Consider the following 14,336-nt stretch of genomic DNA (forward strand, 5'->3'; position numbering starts at 1 on the left):
TATTCTCCGGCTTGCTAATGATTGGCTGCGCATTATACGGACTTCCTTGCCCGCTGTCTCTTGCGCCGGTCTGACGCAGGCACCAGATGAAATTCCCGGCCAGCTGTGGCTAAATGCGCTTTCCTTTCTCTCTGATAAAAAAGACATATGGCCGCCATTCTTCATTTCCTGCTGGCGCTGGTGGTGATTTTCGCCCTTGCGCTGCTGGTCAGTCATGACCGTAAACAGATTCGCCTGCGCTTTATTGTTCAACTGATTGTGGTGGAAGCCGCGCTGGGCTGGTTCTTCCTTCACTCTGCCGGAGGGCTGGCGCTGGTTGGCTCGTTCGCGGGATTCTTTGAGACGCTGCTTGGCTTTGCCGCACAGGGTACAGAATTCGTGTTTGGCGGAATGAGCAAACAGGGGCTGGCATTTATCTTCCTTGGCGTGCTCTGCCCGATTGTCTTTATTTCAGCACTCATCGGCATATTGCAGCACTGGCGCATCCTGCCGCTGCTGATCCGGATTTTCGGGACGCTGCTGTCGAAGATTAACGGCATGGGCAAGCTGGAGTCATTTAACGCCGTCAGCACGCTGATTCTCGGTCAGTCGGAAAACTTCATCGCCTATAAAGGGATTCTGGGTGATATCCCGCCGCGCCGGCTCTACACGATGGCAGCGACCGCGATGTCTACCGTTTCGCTGTCGATTGTCGGTGCTTATATGTCGATGATTGAACCGAAGTATGTGGTTGCCGCACTGCTGCTTAACATGTTCAGTACCTTCATCATTCTGTCGATCATTAACCCGATGGAGAGCCAGAATGAGCAGCCTATCGCGCTGGAAAAACTGCATGAAGAGCAGAGTTTCTTTGAGATGCTGGGTGAGTACATCCTGGCTGGTTTCAAAGTGGCGATGATCATTCTGGCCATGCTGATTGGCTTTATTGCCCTGATTGCTGCCATCAACGCGCTGTTTGCGGCGGTGTTCGGTTACAGCTTCCAGCAGCTGCTTGGCTATCTGTTCTATCCTCTGGCCTGGCTGATCGGCATTCCCAAAGCGGATGCCCTGCAGGCGGCCAGCATCATGGCAACCAAGCTGGTCGCGAATGAGTTTGTGGCGATGATTGAGCTACAGAAAGTCGCGGCGGGCATGAGTGCGCGTGGGCTGGGTATTCTGTCGGTGTTCCTGGTTTCCTTTGCTAACTTTGCCTCTATCGGCATTGTGGCGGGCGCAATTAAAGGCCTGAACGAGAAACAGGGAAATGTGGTTTCCCGGTTTGGCTGGAAGCTGGTCTATGGCTCCACACTGGTGAGCCTGCTCTCTGCGGCTTTTGCCGGTCTGTTTATCTGAGTACTCCGCGGGCGGCCTCGCTGCCGCCCGCGTTCATCCTAGAATCCGACACAGACGGGTGCATCCACCCGCATCACCGACTCCTGACCAAAGCGTTTTTTATAGAGGGTACGTAACGCCTCAATGTCCTGATTGATGGCAGGATCGATACCGTGGATCAGCATCAGCGCTTTACTGTTCTCACGTGCCAGTTTGCCGTTCTCGCCCAGCCATTGCCCTTTAGCGTCATAAACCGACAGTCCCGCTTTGAAGCGTGGCGTGACCTCATTATCCACAAAGTTCATCCAGTCGAGTGAACTCACCCTGCCGCCATCTGGTTTGCTCAGTCCAAACCACAGTGTGGTTTGCATCATCATGTCGCCACCCGCACAGATGGGTTGCGGTTTCGTGGGCGGCGCGTGGCGCGTCTGGCAACCTGCCAGCAGCAGAGCCATCACAACAGGAAGAGCAATAACGCGTGACATAAATCGATCATCCTCACAAGGGGTTAGTGGTCATCATAAGTGGCTCTCGCGGAAAGCGGAAATGGTTCGTTATTTTCCGGTGAGACGCTTATGCCTGTTATGCCGTGGCTCGCCTCGCTATACTTCACCCATCTTTCCGCAAATGAGTACCGCTTATGATCCGCAGTATGACCGCTTATGCCCGCAGCGAAGCCAAAGGCGAATGGGGCAGCGCCGCCTGGGAGCTGCGTTCTGTTAACCAGCGTTATCTGGAAACCTACATCCGTCTGCCGGAACAGTTTCGTGGGCTGGAGCCGGTTATCCGCGAACGCATTCGTCAGCGTCTGACGCGCGGTAAAATTGAGTGCAACCTGCGTTATGACGCAGACCCCAGTGCACAGGGCGAGCTGATGCTCAACGAAACGCTGGCGAAACAGCTGGTGCAGGCAGCCAACTGGGTGAAAATGCAGAGCGATGAAGGCGCGATTAATCCGCTGGATATCCTGCGCTGGCCCGGTGTGATGTCTGCACAGGAGCAGGATCTGGATGCCATTAACACACAGTTGTTGAAGGCGCTGGATAGTGCGCTGGATGATTTCATTGCGGCACGTGAAAGCGAAGGCACCGCGCTGAAAGCGATGATTGAGCAGCGTCTGGAAGGGGTCTCGCAGGAAGTCAGTAAAGTGCGTGCGCAGATGCCTGAAGTCATCAAATGGCAGCGTGAACGTCTGGTCGCCAAACTGGAAGATGCTGAAGTTCAGCTGGAGAACAATCGCCTTGAGCAGGAACTGGTGATGATGGCGCAGCGTGTCGACGTCTCCGAAGAGCTGGATCGTCTGGATGCGCACGTTAAAGAGACCTACAACATCCTGAAAAAGAAAGAAGCGGTTGGCCGTCGGCTCGATTTCATGATGCAGGAGTTCAACCGTGAGTCGAACACGCTGGCATCAAAGTCGATCAATGCCGATATCACCGCATCAGCGATCGAACTGAAAGTGCTGATTGAACAGATGCGCGAGCAGATTCAGAACATCGAGTAAGTTCTCACTTACTTTCACATGATGTCATAACAACAATAAAACCCGTGACTTACGGGTTTTATTGTCTCATTAAGAATCATCACATCTCGCAAAACCTCGCGCTTTTACTGTACCATCTGATGTACCAATTATCCTTTTACCGTTATCGGTTTGGTACAAGCAGGCAGAATGGGAAAGCTAACAGACATACAGATAAAAGCCTGGCTCAAGTCTCAGGAACGGTTTGAAGGACGCTCTGACGGAAACGGATTGTACCTTTGCTACCGCAAAGAGTTCTCAATACCCAAATGGCGCTTTCGCTACAGCTACGGAGGCAAAGCCCGTGCAATGTGGATCGGTTCGTACGGGGATCTATCCTTAGCAAAAGCGCGCGAACGGGCCAGAGAGCTATCGGCAAGAGTAGCTTTAGGCTATGACGTCGCCGGAGAGAAGCAGGAGCGCAAAGCCTCTACGCTTGCCAAAATCGAGAAAGAGAAGAATGCTCGTAGTGTTTCTGACCTTGCGATTGAGTACTACGAGAAACAAATTGTTGGACGCTGGAAACACCCCGATATTCTTCGCAGGCGCATTGAAAAAGATATCAATCCTCACATAGGCAACATAAAGGTTGAAGACGTTAAGCCTCGTGATATTGATAAAATGTTGCAAAGCATTGTTCAACGCGGCGCGCCAACTATCGCTAATGATGTATTACGTTGGATAAAGCGCATATTTAACTATGGTATAAAACGTCACTATCTGAGTGTTAACCCAGCGGCAGCCTTTGATAACAATGATGCAGGTGGACAGGAAAAATCCAGAGATCGTTTTCTTTCAGAAGAGGAAATTACGTTACTTTTTCGCGCGATGAAAATAGCTAAAGGATTTAGCCGACAGAATGAAATAACTTTTAAGCTACTTTTACTTCTTTGCTGCAGGAAAATGGAACTGTGCTCAGCTAAATGGGAAGACTTTGATCTTGAGGAAGGTATCTGGTATTTAAAAAACACTAAAAACGGCGATAACCTGGATATCCCTCTTCCTAAATTATCTTTAATTTGGCTGAATGAGCTAAAGCAACTTTCTTTAGGCAGTGAATGGGTTCTGCCAGCCAGAAAAATGCAGAACAGGATGATACCTCATATTGCCGAAAGTACACTTCCAGTTGCGCTGGCAAAGCTTAAACCGCATATGGAAGGAGTTGAAGGCTTTACTATCCACGACTTCAGACGAACTGCCAGAACCCACCTGGCATTTTTAAATATCGATCCAGTGGTAGCAGAGCGTTGCCTTAATCATCGCATTAAAGGCGTTGAAGGTATCTACAATAGACATAATTACTTTAATGAAAGAAAATTAGCGCTTGATAAACTGGCTGACTTTCTAGCAGAAATAGAGGCGAAGTTATAATGGATTTTAGTTTCTCAAAAGGTAGCTCCATTGAAAGGCTAACCCACTACCCCCAAATTGAAATAAAGGAATTGGCTAGGGCATTAGCCAATGTTGATCCTAACCTTAGAAACGATGAGTTACCGAAAGATAAAAACAGTATTATCAGTGATTATTGTGTATATCTAATTAGAGTTAACAGGAATTTACACGCTATCCTTAAATCACAAGGAAAGCAAAATGAACTGGATATACTTTATCCTAAAGCAATCGCGACCAATAGCCCCATAGAGGCAAACATCCTTTTCTCATCTTGTTTCATTCTTCTTGAAAAAGATGTAACTCCCGATTTTTTGATCGAAAGATGCACTCAAGCCTTGAGTCAAACATATAAAAAGTATGGTGAATCACTCATTTTTCAGTGTGGCGGCGAAAAGGCAGTTTTAATCGCTAAAGAAAATGTTCAGGACAAGCGTGGTGCCCACAAGAAAAACGAGGAGAATGCATCTCTTCATAAAATTATAGGTTTGCTCGCGATCAATCTCGCTATGGAAAAATCAACCAGTGGATCGACAAAGTGGATTAACAATGCTGGTTCCCCAAGCATCGAACCTTTGCACAGATTGTTGAGCGATTATGCGAAATCTAATGGCATAAGCCAAAAAGGGATGGGTAAATCTTCTTTTTACGACAAGCTGAGAGCATCTCTTAACTCACTTTATGATGAGGAGTGACGTTTTGTTGCCTGCTCTTAGGATGCATTGATATCTCTTCCGGTATCGAAATGTGCCAAACAATGCCCAGGCATTACCTTCGATTGCCCTTTAGTTGCCAATATTGGCCAATAGTGTCGAACCTAAGTGTTTATAAAGAGCAATGAGGTGCAATGAAGTGCAATACAAATCTCTTTAAAATAAGTCACTTATAAATCATAAGTTTAAAAGCCCTCACCTTCCCTCTCCAACAGTAATGAATCGATGGAATTCATTTTTTTTGATGGAATTTTCATCTTCTTTATGGAATTCCACTTTCAGTGGAATTCATCAATGCGTCTCCATTAATCTCATCCCACACCACTTGTACTCATTGAGATAGGAGATCCTAATTTGAAGCACACACCTTACGGAATCATCCCTGAAACCGGATTTATCAGACAAAAACAGTTGATGCATTGCCTGCCGTTTTCGTCAGCAACGCTATGGCGACGGGTTGCATCTGGATCATTTCCGAAGCCAGTAAAAATTTCCGCTCGTATTACTGCCTGGCGCGCTGAGGAGGTAAAAGAATGGATAGGGCAGCAGCGTGCACATTGAAAAATATGCGGCGACGAGTCACCGCAAAAATCATCCTTTAGGTTCAATGCCACGACGCCTAAGTTCTTCTCTTGCAACCTCCTTGAACCAGTTGCCGAGTGTGGTTTGGTCTTTCGCAGCTTCAAGATCGAGTTGCTCTCTTAGCTCTGGATTGATGCGGATCTGGAAGGTGGGCGATTTGCCACCGGTTTTAGGAGTGCGATCTTTAACTCTTGACATTGTACGTACCTTTAACTTTAATAAGAACGGTAAGGTACGTACCTTATATAACAAAGCATTTGAAAACAAGCGGCTCTGCAAGGTACTCGCAATACCTCGCAAAGCCTGACCATAAATGAACTTGGGAGTACCCCTATGGCTGCATCAAAGTCTACCTGGATCTTCGCGGCAATCAACCGCTCTCAATTGTCCTGCCGCCCCGTCATGCTGCGTATTACTGCCATTGACGAGCGCAGCGCCCGCAGCCGAATGGCGGCTGATTACATCCTGCTATTTGCGGGCCGCCTGCCCTGCCGCGGAGGCTGCCATGCGTGAATATCCTCAGAGCGGCGAACGCTGGCAGCATTCACAGGGCTGGACGGTGACGATACTGCGATTTACCGATGCACCTGCGTCAGTCGCATCCGTTAACCCTGAGTTCAGTCACGAGGTTCTGTATCGCTACGACAGCGACGGTCAGGTGACCTCCTCCCCACTGGCGTGGTTTCAGGAAAACTATACCCGGCTTGCCGGTGCGCCGCATCGTCTCACCGTCCCGACCGGAGGCAGCGGCGGGTTCAGCCCGTTTAATCTGCATCCCACGGTGAAGTATGAGCGCTGGCGAGAGCGGGCTGCACAGCAGCCTGCGGAGCCTGACGACGGCCACTACTCAAAATTCCTCTGACACACAGCCAGCTTTAATGGAGTAAATCATGACAGTTTCAATCGGGCACAACGGTGCTCAGGGCATCCCCTTGCCTGAAAGCGGTGCATTTGCCGCCTTTACCTACGGCCTGCCGGAAGACGCTTTTGAGAAGCTGACCCGTGCAAAGGAAGCCTGCGACCTGCTCCAGCTACTGTTTTCCGAGCATTCCTGTCCGGGTGCATTAACCACGCATAGCTTGCCCGGCGTAGCCGCACTGATGGATTACCTGCGCGCCGACCTGACCGACGTTACGCGCTGCTGTGCACTGATTGAGGAGGCCCGCGAATGAAGAAGCCACAGGTATCCGTGTTCCCGCTCGAGCTGACAACGGCACTGTACCGTCGCGCCATCGCTTACGCATGGCGGGCAAGGCATCTGGCCGACACCGGCAGCGAAATGCGCGGCCCGCACCGCATGACGGTGGAGCGTATCGAGATGGCCATCGCCCTGCATATTGAGAGCGCGATGGTTAACGAGTATGGCGAAGCGCACGGCGCTGCGGCGGCGCTGGCACTGCTTACCGACATGGTGGAGCCGACGCTCCTGACCGCACCGCCCGCTCTGACGGCGCGCGGGTATGAGGTAATGGAAGGGCTTTACGCCACGCTTCCGGCGGCGTTTGAATCGTTCTGCGACACCGGCGCGTCGCTGTACCGGCATTAAGGAGGCGTTATGACAGTACAGTCAGTATCACACATCACAGCCGCCGCACGCGGCCGCTGGCCGGTCATTCTTCAGATGCTGGGCGTGGACGTGCCGGACGGCGGCAGGCACGGCCCCTGCCCTAAGTGTGAAGGCAAAGACCGTTTTCGCATGGATGACCTTGAGGGCCGGGGTACGTGGATTTGCAGCCACTGCGGCCACGGTGACGGCCTTGACCTGGTGAAGCTGGTGACGGGCAAAGGGGTAAAGCAGGCTGCGCAGGCGGTGGCAGAGGTGCTGGACGTGCGTGACGTGCAAGCCCTGCCGGTTAAGCCTGCCAGAGAAAAAGTCCCGAAGCGCGACATGGCCGCCATCGTCGGTGCGCTGGAGAAGGCCAGCCACAGCGGTGAAAGTGCCTACCTCGCAGACAAAGGCTTTGCCGGTTATCCGGCCTGCCTGACCGGCAGCGCACAGCGCATAGGCGGCACGGCCTTCCCTGCGGGTTCCCTGCTGCTGCCGCTGACCACATCAGACGGCGCGGTGACCGGTGCGCAGCTGATTGCCCCCGCAGGGGAGAAAAGCCTGCTGCCCGGCAGCACCATGAAGGCTGCGTTTGTGGCGCTCAGCCCGCTGCCGCCTGAGCCGCCGGTGCAGGTGGTCATCACCGAGGGCTACGCCACGGCGCTCACGGTAAGCCAGCTGACCGCCGGTTGCGTGGTGGCCGCGATTTCGGCAGGCAACCTGCCGAACGTGGCGCAGGCGATGCGGGCGCGCTGGCCGGAGGTGAAAATCATCATCGCCGGTGACAACGATTTTCAGGATGCGGGTGAGAACCCCGGCAGAGCGTTCGCAGAGAAGGCAGCAAAAGCCGTCAGTGGCTGGGTGAGCCTGCCGCCGGGCGAAATCAAAGCCGACTGGAACGACTTTCACCGGGAGCACGGCGTGACCCGCGCCCGCGAAGCCTTTCGTAACGGTCTGGTGCTGTGCGGTGAGGGCCGCACGCAGCTGCCGCACGGGTTCCGGCTGACACAGGAATACCTCTGGTACGAAAAGCAGGTGCAGCGCAACGGCGAAACCGAAATCCAGAACGTCAAAATCTGCAATCCGCTGCGCGTCACGGCCATCACCTGCGACGCCGACGGCGGCAACTTTGGCCGCCTGCTGGAGTGGGAGGATACATGGGGCGAGCGCCGCCGCTGGGCCATGCCGATGGAGATGCTGAGCGGCAGCGGCGAGGAGCTGCGACGGGTGCTGCTGGTCAACGGCCTGTCGTACATCAGCACCACCGGCGAGGCCCGCGCGCGCCTGATGGAATATATCTCGCTGTGCAAGCCGGAGCGCCGCGTGACCTGCGTGAGCCGCACCGGCTGGCACGGTCAGGTTTACGTCCTCCAGGACGAGGTGAGCGGCGACGGGGCCGATAGCGTGATACTCCAGACCACCTCCGTACAGGGGCGCGATTTCCGCGTGTCCGGCACCACGCAGGAGTGGCGCGAGCACGTTTCCCGCTTCTGCACTGGCAACTCCCGCGTGGCGTTTGCGGTCAGCCTCGCCTTTGCCGCCCCGTTGCTGCGGCTGGTCGGCATGGACGGCGGCGGCTATCACCTCAAGGGGGAATCCACGGACGGCAAGACCACCACCATGAAGGCGGCCACCTCCGTGTGCGGCGGGCCGGACTACTGGCAGACGTGGCGCGCCACCGGCAACGCGCTGGAGGGCTGCGCCAGCCGCCGCAACGACGCGGCCATGATGCTCGACGAAATCCGCGAGGTGGACGGGCGCGAAGCGGGCAACATCGCCTACATGCTGGCAAACGGTCAGGGCAAGGGCCGTGCCGGTACGGACGGCGAGCTGCGCACCCGCAAGCAGTGGCGGCTGCTGTTCTTCTCCACCGGCGAGCTGTCGCTGACCGAGCACGCCGCGAAGGCAGGCGAGCGCACCTTTGCCGGAATGGAGGTCAGGATGATCCAGATACCCAGCGACTCCGGGAAGTTCGGCGTGTTTGAGGAGCTGCACGGCTTCGGTAGCGGCAAGGCTCTGGCCGAACATCTGGAATGGGCGACGGCCAGCTACTACGGCGCGCCGTTCCGCGAGTGGCTGAAGGCGCTGACCGCCGACCTGAACGGTCTTACGGCGCAGGCTAAAACGCTGCTGAAGGAGTACACCGCCGCCCTGACCCCGCCTGACGCGGGCAATCAGGTGGGCCGCGCGGTCAACCGCTTTGCCCTAGTGGCAATGGCCGGTGAGCTGGCGACCCGGCTGGGCATTACCGGCTGGCAGGAAGGTGAAGCGCTGCGGGCAACCCGCGTGTGCCTGAACGCCTGGCTGAAAGACCGCGGCCACACCGCCAACCAGGAAGACATTGCCGCGCTGGAGCAGGTGCGCAGCTTCTTCACGGCCAACCAGTACAGCCGCTTTGCCGACTGGCACGACGAGCGCAACCGGCCCGGTAACATGGTGGGCTGGCGCAGGGTGGAAAAAGGCAGCACCGCGCACGGCACCGAGGCGGTGACGACGTTCTACGTTATGCCGTCCGGCTGGAAGGAAATCTGCAGGGGGTTTGATCCGCGCAAGGTGGCGCGCCTGTGCGCCGACCGTGGCTATCTCATGGCCTCTGCCGACGGCAAGCTTCAGACCAGCATCCGCCCGCCAGAGATGAACGTGCGCAGGCTCTACGTCTTCAACAGCGAGGTGCCGGGCTGACGTTAAAGGCTTTGCGTGAGTCTTATTTTTAAAGGGTAACAGGTGTAACGGGTGTAACAGCCGCATTCAGTAAGGCCTGAGCCTGTTACACCTCTCTAACTGGTGAGGTGTAACAGGTGTAACGCATCCGTCAGCGCTGTTACACCGTGTTACCCGTCTTGTTACACCGGAAAAATAAAGAAATGTTCTTTTAATTCATGGCTGTAACACCTGTTACTCGTGTTACACCGCTTACAGAAGGTAAGTCAGCCAGCCGCCCTTTTCTGGCAGGCGTTGTGTCAGGCACGGTACACGGCCCGCACATAGTTCATCTGTGCCAGCCCCGGCACAATTGACTTACTGAAAACGACCACACAGGAAAACGAAATGGCCCTGAAATGTCCCGAATGCGGTCAGGTAGCCCACACCCGCACCAGCGCTTATGAAGCTCCTTCTGTAAAGCGTACCTGGTACCAGTGCCAGAACCTCGACTGCTCCTGCACCTTCACCGCGCTGGAGAGCGTCGAGAAAATCATCATGAAGCCACACAGACCCGCAATGGCAGAGCCGCAACCGAAGAATGACGTGCCGGTTCGCCAGCCGCAAACGCTGGGCCGCTATGGTTCAGCCAGCGCCCGCGAAGACCGCCACGCACAGCCCTGACAGAGAGGAAAAACAGCATGACACAGCAGCAGATGACCGACGAACAGATTCAGGCCGCCGGTAATCGTATCGGCACGGCGCAGGCCAGAGCACAGCGTCCACTCAAGGAAGCCGGATGGCTCCTGCGGTTACCCGAGGCCGACGTTATCAGGCACACCACTGAGCTGGTAAAGGGGCTGTCCTCTGAATGGCGGCTGCGTATCGAAGACCTCAACACGAAGATGCTGGCCTGGCTGGAGGCACGACAGACCGAAAATGCCGCCACTGAAAATCTCAGCGAGCTGCGCCAGCGTAAGGCCGAGATGGAGCAGGCAAGCCGGGAAAACCGGGCACGCTTCCGTGAACTGCTGGGACAGAATGGCGGCAATGTCACGCCGGAGATGAAGACGCTGCGCGTGGAGTATCTGGAGCAGCAGGAAACGGCATCAGATCTTGCCGGGCTGATTGCCGAAAAGGAAAAGCAGCTGCCCGTGCTGGCAGACGTGACCGGGCGCAAGGCTAACGCTTACGTGTTCAGTCATGAGGGCATCACGGATGAACGCATTGATACGCTTATTGATGACTTCTTTATCATTCATGGCGCCGAGCTGGGAAGCCTGCTCAGAATGAAGTACAGCCAGTTTGAACGGAATGGCTCAACCCACGCACCGGGCGTTATCGAAGGCGCGAACGATGCCGACACGCTGTACCGCGTATATGTCCAGAACCTGATTAAGCGATGGACGAGCGTAAATCAGCCGCTGATGTTCCGTGATGACGTGCTGAGCGTCAGCGGTGCGCATCCTTTCCGGGGAGCCAGAACCGACCGCCGCAAGCGCAAACTTTTCTGAGCCACAGACACAGAAACTCACCGAAGCCCGGCCCGTGCCGGGCTTTTTTACGTCCGTTGCGTGAGTGCATGTCTATGCTGCATGAAAACGCATGAGTCTCCGGCACCCCGGAACGGCAGATAAGGCCAGCAGCGGCGCGGTTCAGGCTTAATCATGCAGGTGCATGAAAACTGCTGCATAAAGCGGGCAGGCGTGGCGGGGCTACGAGCGCGCGCTAGAGAGATATGTCATTCAGTGCAGAATAACACAGCACTTTCTTTAAGCTCAGTTATCCTGCACGAATGCTATTAGATTCTTTTGCTGGCTGATGCCCTTTGATTAGCATCTATTAAAATTATCTTAGATGTTCTCTTATTGGTTTTTTTAAATTCTGTATTAATGAGCTGCAAATCTCGGTATTTATTTCGCATAAATCCGACATCCATTATGACAAAAAAACCTCTATCCGTGTCGTCTGCTTTTTTATATATTTCAAGCTGTTTTTCAAAACCATGTACTAACTGATTGTTAGTTGATAATTTAATTTCAACAACAACTTTAGCATCAAAACCTTGGGAGATTTTAAAGTCAACAGGTCCATTACCACCATCAGCCTCTGGACTTATGTCTAAATTATTTGCTTTACAATAAGAATAAGCGACTGCAAACAGTAACCTTTGTGCAGCTTTTTCCTTTCTGTTTTTTCCCTCCTCAGTCCACATTTCCTTCCATAACCCCTTGTTTTCTACTAAATCTAAGAACTGATTGATAATCTCCTCAACCAAATTTTCAACATCATCAATATTGAGTTTTCTTTTGAATTTAGATAAATCGAATGGATGTTCCTTACTAAAAGAGGAAGATAATCTAGCCCAAAAAAGCTCTCCATTTTTATCATTATCAAAATCATAAGGCTCTCTATCAATTTCTTTTATTAACTGAAGTAAATCTTCAAAATACTCTCGGTTCTCTAATGCCCTTTCTTTTGCTCTAGCTTTCTCTTTTCGGCTCATTGAAGCAAGAAGGCTACCTAAGTTTGCATTAATCCTGTCCCGCAAATCAACATTTTCTTTCATCGTGCTAATAGCACCACTCCAATCTGTAGAAATAGGGAGATCACGAACTATATCTTTTGGCACTAGAATTAGAGGAGCATTAGTCAATGGATTGAGAATCGAAGTATAATCGCTGCCTTTAAATTTAAAACTTATCGTTTTTAAATTTAAGGTTTCATTTGCCTTCAGCGTAAAATCAAGAAGATGGTTAAATATTATATTTGTAGTCATATCACTTATTCTATCAGCACCAATGCCTTCCTCGAATAAAGACATAACCATAAAAAGATCAGGATCATCTATTTTTAATTTTATGATTTTCGATGCTGTAATCATTGAGGTATTAACAAGTTCAGGCCCAAACCCTGAGCCTTTGCTGGAAGAACCATAGCCTAGACAAGTCCAACCGATCTCAGAAAAAGAAAATAATTTTTTAGCAGCTTTCCAAGCAGGATCATTTATTTCATCTGATGCTTTTAGAAGATTAATTATCTTCTCGAAAGTTTCATTATATGTTTTGAATGCATCCCTGCTCATTTCGTCATGTTTGCTATCAGATAATAAAAGGGGATCTATAAACAGAAGTGTATCTGAGTCAAGTAAAACATCAACAACATCTAACTGATCAAGAAGATCTTCTTTGATACCAAAATAAGACGAGATTGTTGATATAGTCGTAAGCTTAGCCATGTTATTTCTCTTTTAATTTTCAACATAGAATTATATGGAAATTAGGTTTAAGTAATATTCATTTTCTTTTAGGCATAGGGCTATCTTTGTTAACATCAACCATATCAAGATTATATAAAGCAAAATTTACGTACTCTTTTGAGGTTGTTGCCAACTTTTTTAATTTTGGTGTGCCATATATAAAGACGAAGCCTGTAGGTTTGCTCATAGAGGAAATAGATGAAATTCTCTTTGTTACTAATTTTTTAATAGGGTACTTTTCAATCAAATTATCGCTTATGAAAAAAGAAACAGGCAAAACAACCCCATCCTTATTCTTAAACCCTTTTTTAAATTTTACCTTATATCCTTTGTCGTACCTGTCAATATACGCCCAGCCATAATAAATCAGGCTATCCTCAGGCAAATTTTCTAAGTCTTGTTCCCATATCAACTTGAAAAAAGAGGTATACGGAACACTTTTACCGCTTATATTTATAAGTCTATTTTCAATTGACTTATCAGAAAAATACCTTATATATCGGCTAACTATTGTCCTAACAGAATATACACTACTAATAAAGCCATTTTGCCTCAAAGTATAGGTAAGGTTTTTACTTTTATAATTTATTTTCTTCTTAAGATCATCCCCGTCAACATTAGTATTCTTGTCTCTTATTTCATAATATGAGGGAGGCCTTATAAGCATAAAGGAATCAACCACAGAAAGTTCAACCGATTTTTTTTCACCTGAACTCTCTTCAGAAGTCATCTCCAATATTTTCAATGGTATCTTATTAAAAATTTCACATTTTTCACCATGCTCTCCATAAATTCTGAAATGTGGCACTACTCTCATATTTTGAGTTTCTTCATCAATATTTGCGCAAGTTACTTGTGCCTGGCAACTATCGCCTGGGCAGATAAAGGCTTTCTTGTTAGTGATTAGGCCGGACCAGTAAAATTCGTAAGCTTTGTCTGCATCGATAAAATCTTCAATTTCTAACGAATAAGCAACATCTAAAGGCATGGCAATTCCTTTAACCTCATGATGATAATCATAAACATATTTATACTGCTTAAATCGTGAACGATCAAACATTAATAACTTTAATATGCACGCAATAAAATTAATAAAATTCCATATGAAATTAAATATCGAGCAATAAAAAATTTTTAAAATAAAAAACTACTAATGAAAATTAAATCGAACATAACTTATGTTTAATTCTAAAGTTTGTAATTAAATACCGATCCCAGAGATTCTTAGCGGGATGCATCACGACCGTTTAAATAAAAACCTTAATTATCAATTAATTATGGCAGTACCACTGAAATTAAAGTTCCTAGCCCTGAGCCACTGTCCGGAAATGGTGAAATTTTTTGAAAAAAATCTTGCATATTGAAAAAACCTGA

The 14,336-nt window shown here is 50.3% G+C and carries 16 protein-coding genes; 12 read left to right on the forward strand and 4 right to left on the reverse strand.

From position 1 onward, the window contains the following. Nucleotides 1-147 precede the first annotated feature (147 nt). Entirely contained in the window at nucleotides 148-1,332 is a 1,185-nt protein-coding gene (locus IBT54_RS19170; RefSeq protein ID WP_013359513.1) for a NupC/NupG family nucleoside CNT transporter, read from the forward strand. 38 nt (nucleotides 1,333-1,370) lie between these two features. Here the strand turns inward: IBT54_RS19170 and IBT54_RS19175 are convergent, their stop codons facing one another. Next, complete coding sequence (locus IBT54_RS19175; RefSeq protein WP_201252758.1) at nucleotides 1,371-1,796, reverse strand: DUF3574 domain-containing protein; 426 nt, start codon at nucleotides 1,794-1,796, stop codon at nucleotides 1,371-1,373. Between the two features lie 155 nt (nucleotides 1,797-1,951). Here IBT54_RS19175 and IBT54_RS19180 point away from each other — a divergent pair, with 155 nt between their 5' ends. The 4 genes from IBT54_RS19180 (at nucleotide 1,952) to IBT54_RS19195 (ending at nucleotide 5,496) form a co-directional block, all read left to right on the forward strand. Continuing rightward, a complete protein-coding gene (locus IBT54_RS19180) occupies nucleotides 1,952-2,815 on the forward strand; it encodes a YicC/YloC family endoribonuclease (protein ID WP_013359515.1) in 864 nt (287 codons plus the stop codon). A gap of 168 nt (nucleotides 2,816-2,983) precedes the next feature. Beyond that, nucleotides 2,984-4,204: a site-specific integrase gene (locus tag IBT54_RS19185; protein WP_187496249.1), complete on the forward strand. Its 1,221-nt coding sequence runs from the start codon at nucleotides 2,984-2,986 to the stop codon at nucleotides 4,202-4,204. Then, nucleotides 4,204-4,917 (forward strand): hypothetical protein, encoded by a 714-nt coding sequence (locus tag IBT54_RS19190; protein WP_187496250.1) that lies wholly within the window; start codon nucleotides 4,204-4,206, stop codon nucleotides 4,915-4,917. The genes IBT54_RS19185 and IBT54_RS19190 overlap by 1 nt, the downstream gene beginning before the upstream one ends. 372 nt (nucleotides 4,918-5,289) lie before the next feature. Next, on the forward strand, nucleotides 5,290-5,496 hold the full coding sequence (locus tag IBT54_RS19195) for an AlpA family transcriptional regulator (RefSeq protein WP_096072318.1): 207 nt from the start codon (nucleotides 5,290-5,292) through the stop codon (nucleotides 5,494-5,496). A 30-nt stretch (nucleotides 5,497-5,526) separates the two neighbouring features. Here IBT54_RS19195 and IBT54_RS19200 read toward each other — a convergent pair whose 3' ends face one another. After that, complete coding sequence (locus IBT54_RS19200) at nucleotides 5,527-5,715, reverse strand: toxin-antitoxin system HicB family antitoxin (protein WP_126690258.1); 189 nt, start codon at nucleotides 5,713-5,715, stop codon at nucleotides 5,527-5,529. 135 nt (nucleotides 5,716-5,850) lie between these two features. On the opposite strand from IBT54_RS19200, the gene IBT54_RS19205 reads away from it, so the two are divergent. From IBT54_RS19205 to IBT54_RS19235, 7 genes are all read left to right on the forward strand, one after another. After that, nucleotides 5,851-6,030, forward strand: coding sequence for a host cell division inhibitor Icd-like protein (locus IBT54_RS19205; RefSeq protein WP_115387046.1), 180 nt, complete (start codon nucleotides 5,851-5,853; stop codon nucleotides 6,028-6,030). Beyond that, nucleotides 6,023-6,379 (forward strand): hypothetical protein, encoded by a 357-nt coding sequence (locus tag IBT54_RS19210; RefSeq protein ID WP_201252759.1) that lies wholly within the window; start codon nucleotides 6,023-6,025, stop codon nucleotides 6,377-6,379. Before IBT54_RS19205 ends, IBT54_RS19210 begins: the two co-directional genes overlap by 8 nt. Nucleotides 6,380-6,407: 28 nt before the next feature. Next, a complete protein-coding gene (locus tag IBT54_RS19215) occupies nucleotides 6,408-6,689 on the forward strand; it encodes a hypothetical protein (protein ID WP_201252760.1) in 282 nt (93 codons plus the stop codon). After that, nucleotides 6,686-7,063 carry a DUF5375 family protein gene (locus IBT54_RS19220; RefSeq protein WP_201252761.1) on the forward strand — a complete coding sequence of 126 codons (378 nt, stop codon included), beginning with the start codon at nucleotides 6,686-6,688 and terminating at the stop codon, nucleotides 7,061-7,063. Before IBT54_RS19215 ends, IBT54_RS19220 begins: the two co-directional genes overlap by 4 nt. Nucleotides 7,064-7,072: 9 nt before the next feature. Then, complete coding sequence (locus IBT54_RS19225; protein ID WP_201252762.1) at nucleotides 7,073-9,745, forward strand: TOPRIM and DUF927 domain-containing protein; 2,673 nt, start codon at nucleotides 7,073-7,075, stop codon at nucleotides 9,743-9,745. A gap of 366 nt (nucleotides 9,746-10,111) precedes the next feature. Continuing rightward, a complete protein-coding gene (locus tag IBT54_RS19230) occupies nucleotides 10,112-10,387 on the forward strand; it encodes an ogr/Delta-like zinc finger family protein (RefSeq protein ID WP_201252763.1) in 276 nt (91 codons plus the stop codon). Between the two features lie 17 nt (nucleotides 10,388-10,404). Next, nucleotides 10,405-11,217: a hypothetical protein gene (locus IBT54_RS19235; RefSeq protein WP_201252764.1), complete on the forward strand. Its 813-nt coding sequence runs from the start codon at nucleotides 10,405-10,407 to the stop codon at nucleotides 11,215-11,217. A 287-nt stretch (nucleotides 11,218-11,504) separates the two neighbouring features. Here IBT54_RS19235 and IBT54_RS19240 read toward each other — a convergent pair whose 3' ends face one another. After that, nucleotides 11,505-12,941, reverse strand: coding sequence for a hypothetical protein (locus IBT54_RS19240; protein WP_201252765.1), 1,437 nt, complete (start codon nucleotides 12,939-12,941; stop codon nucleotides 11,505-11,507). Between the two features lie 58 nt (nucleotides 12,942-12,999). After that, a complete protein-coding gene (locus IBT54_RS19245; RefSeq protein WP_236263515.1) occupies nucleotides 13,000-14,022 on the reverse strand; it encodes a hypothetical protein in 1,023 nt (340 codons plus the stop codon). Nucleotides 14,023-14,336: the final 314 nt, after the last annotated feature.

The organism is Pantoea sp. S62 (assembly GCF_016658625.1).
Taxonomy (GTDB): Bacteria; Pseudomonadota; Gammaproteobacteria; order Enterobacterales; family Enterobacteriaceae; genus Pantoea; species Pantoea vagans.

What these genes read in the sequence shown, in the direction of transcription:
- IBT54_RS19170 (WP_013359513.1), top strand. Translation starts at nt 148, where the DNA reads ATGGCCGCCATTCTTCATTTCCTGCTGGCGCTGGTGGTGATTTTCGCC.
- IBT54_RS19175 (WP_201252758.1), bottom strand. Translation starts at nt 1,796, where the DNA reads ATGTCACGCGTTATTGCTCTTCCTGTTGTGATGGCTCTGCTGCTGGCA.
- IBT54_RS19180 (WP_013359515.1), top strand. Translation starts at nt 1,952, where the DNA reads ATGATCCGCAGTATGACCGCTTATGCCCGCAGCGAAGCCAAAGGCGAA.
- IBT54_RS19185 (WP_187496249.1), top strand. Translation starts at nt 2,984, where the DNA reads ATGGGAAAGCTAACAGACATACAGATAAAAGCCTGGCTCAAGTCTCAG.
- IBT54_RS19190 (WP_187496250.1), top strand. Translation starts at nt 4,204, where the DNA reads ATGGATTTTAGTTTCTCAAAAGGTAGCTCCATTGAAAGGCTAACCCAC.
- IBT54_RS19200 (WP_126690258.1), bottom strand. Translation starts at nt 5,715, where the DNA reads ATGTCAAGAGTTAAAGATCGCACTCCTAAAACCGGTGGCAAATCGCCC.
- IBT54_RS19205 (WP_115387046.1), top strand. Translation starts at nt 5,851, where the DNA reads ATGGCTGCATCAAAGTCTACCTGGATCTTCGCGGCAATCAACCGCTCT.
- IBT54_RS19210 (WP_201252759.1), top strand. Translation starts at nt 6,023, where the DNA reads ATGCGTGAATATCCTCAGAGCGGCGAACGCTGGCAGCATTCACAGGGC.
- IBT54_RS19215 (WP_201252760.1), top strand. Translation starts at nt 6,408, where the DNA reads ATGACAGTTTCAATCGGGCACAACGGTGCTCAGGGCATCCCCTTGCCT.
- IBT54_RS19220 (WP_201252761.1), top strand. Translation starts at nt 6,686, where the DNA reads ATGAAGAAGCCACAGGTATCCGTGTTCCCGCTCGAGCTGACAACGGCA.
- IBT54_RS19225 (WP_201252762.1), top strand. Translation starts at nt 7,073, where the DNA reads ATGACAGTACAGTCAGTATCACACATCACAGCCGCCGCACGCGGCCGC.
- IBT54_RS19230 (WP_201252763.1), top strand. Translation starts at nt 10,112, where the DNA reads ATGGCCCTGAAATGTCCCGAATGCGGTCAGGTAGCCCACACCCGCACC.
- IBT54_RS19235 (WP_201252764.1), top strand. Translation starts at nt 10,405, where the DNA reads ATGACACAGCAGCAGATGACCGACGAACAGATTCAGGCCGCCGGTAAT.
- IBT54_RS19240 (WP_201252765.1), bottom strand. Translation starts at nt 12,941, where the DNA reads ATGGCTAAGCTTACGACTATATCAACAATCTCGTCTTATTTTGGTATC.
- IBT54_RS19245 (WP_236263515.1), bottom strand. Translation starts at nt 14,022, where the DNA reads ATGTTTGATCGTTCACGATTTAAGCAGTATAAATATGTTTATGATTAT.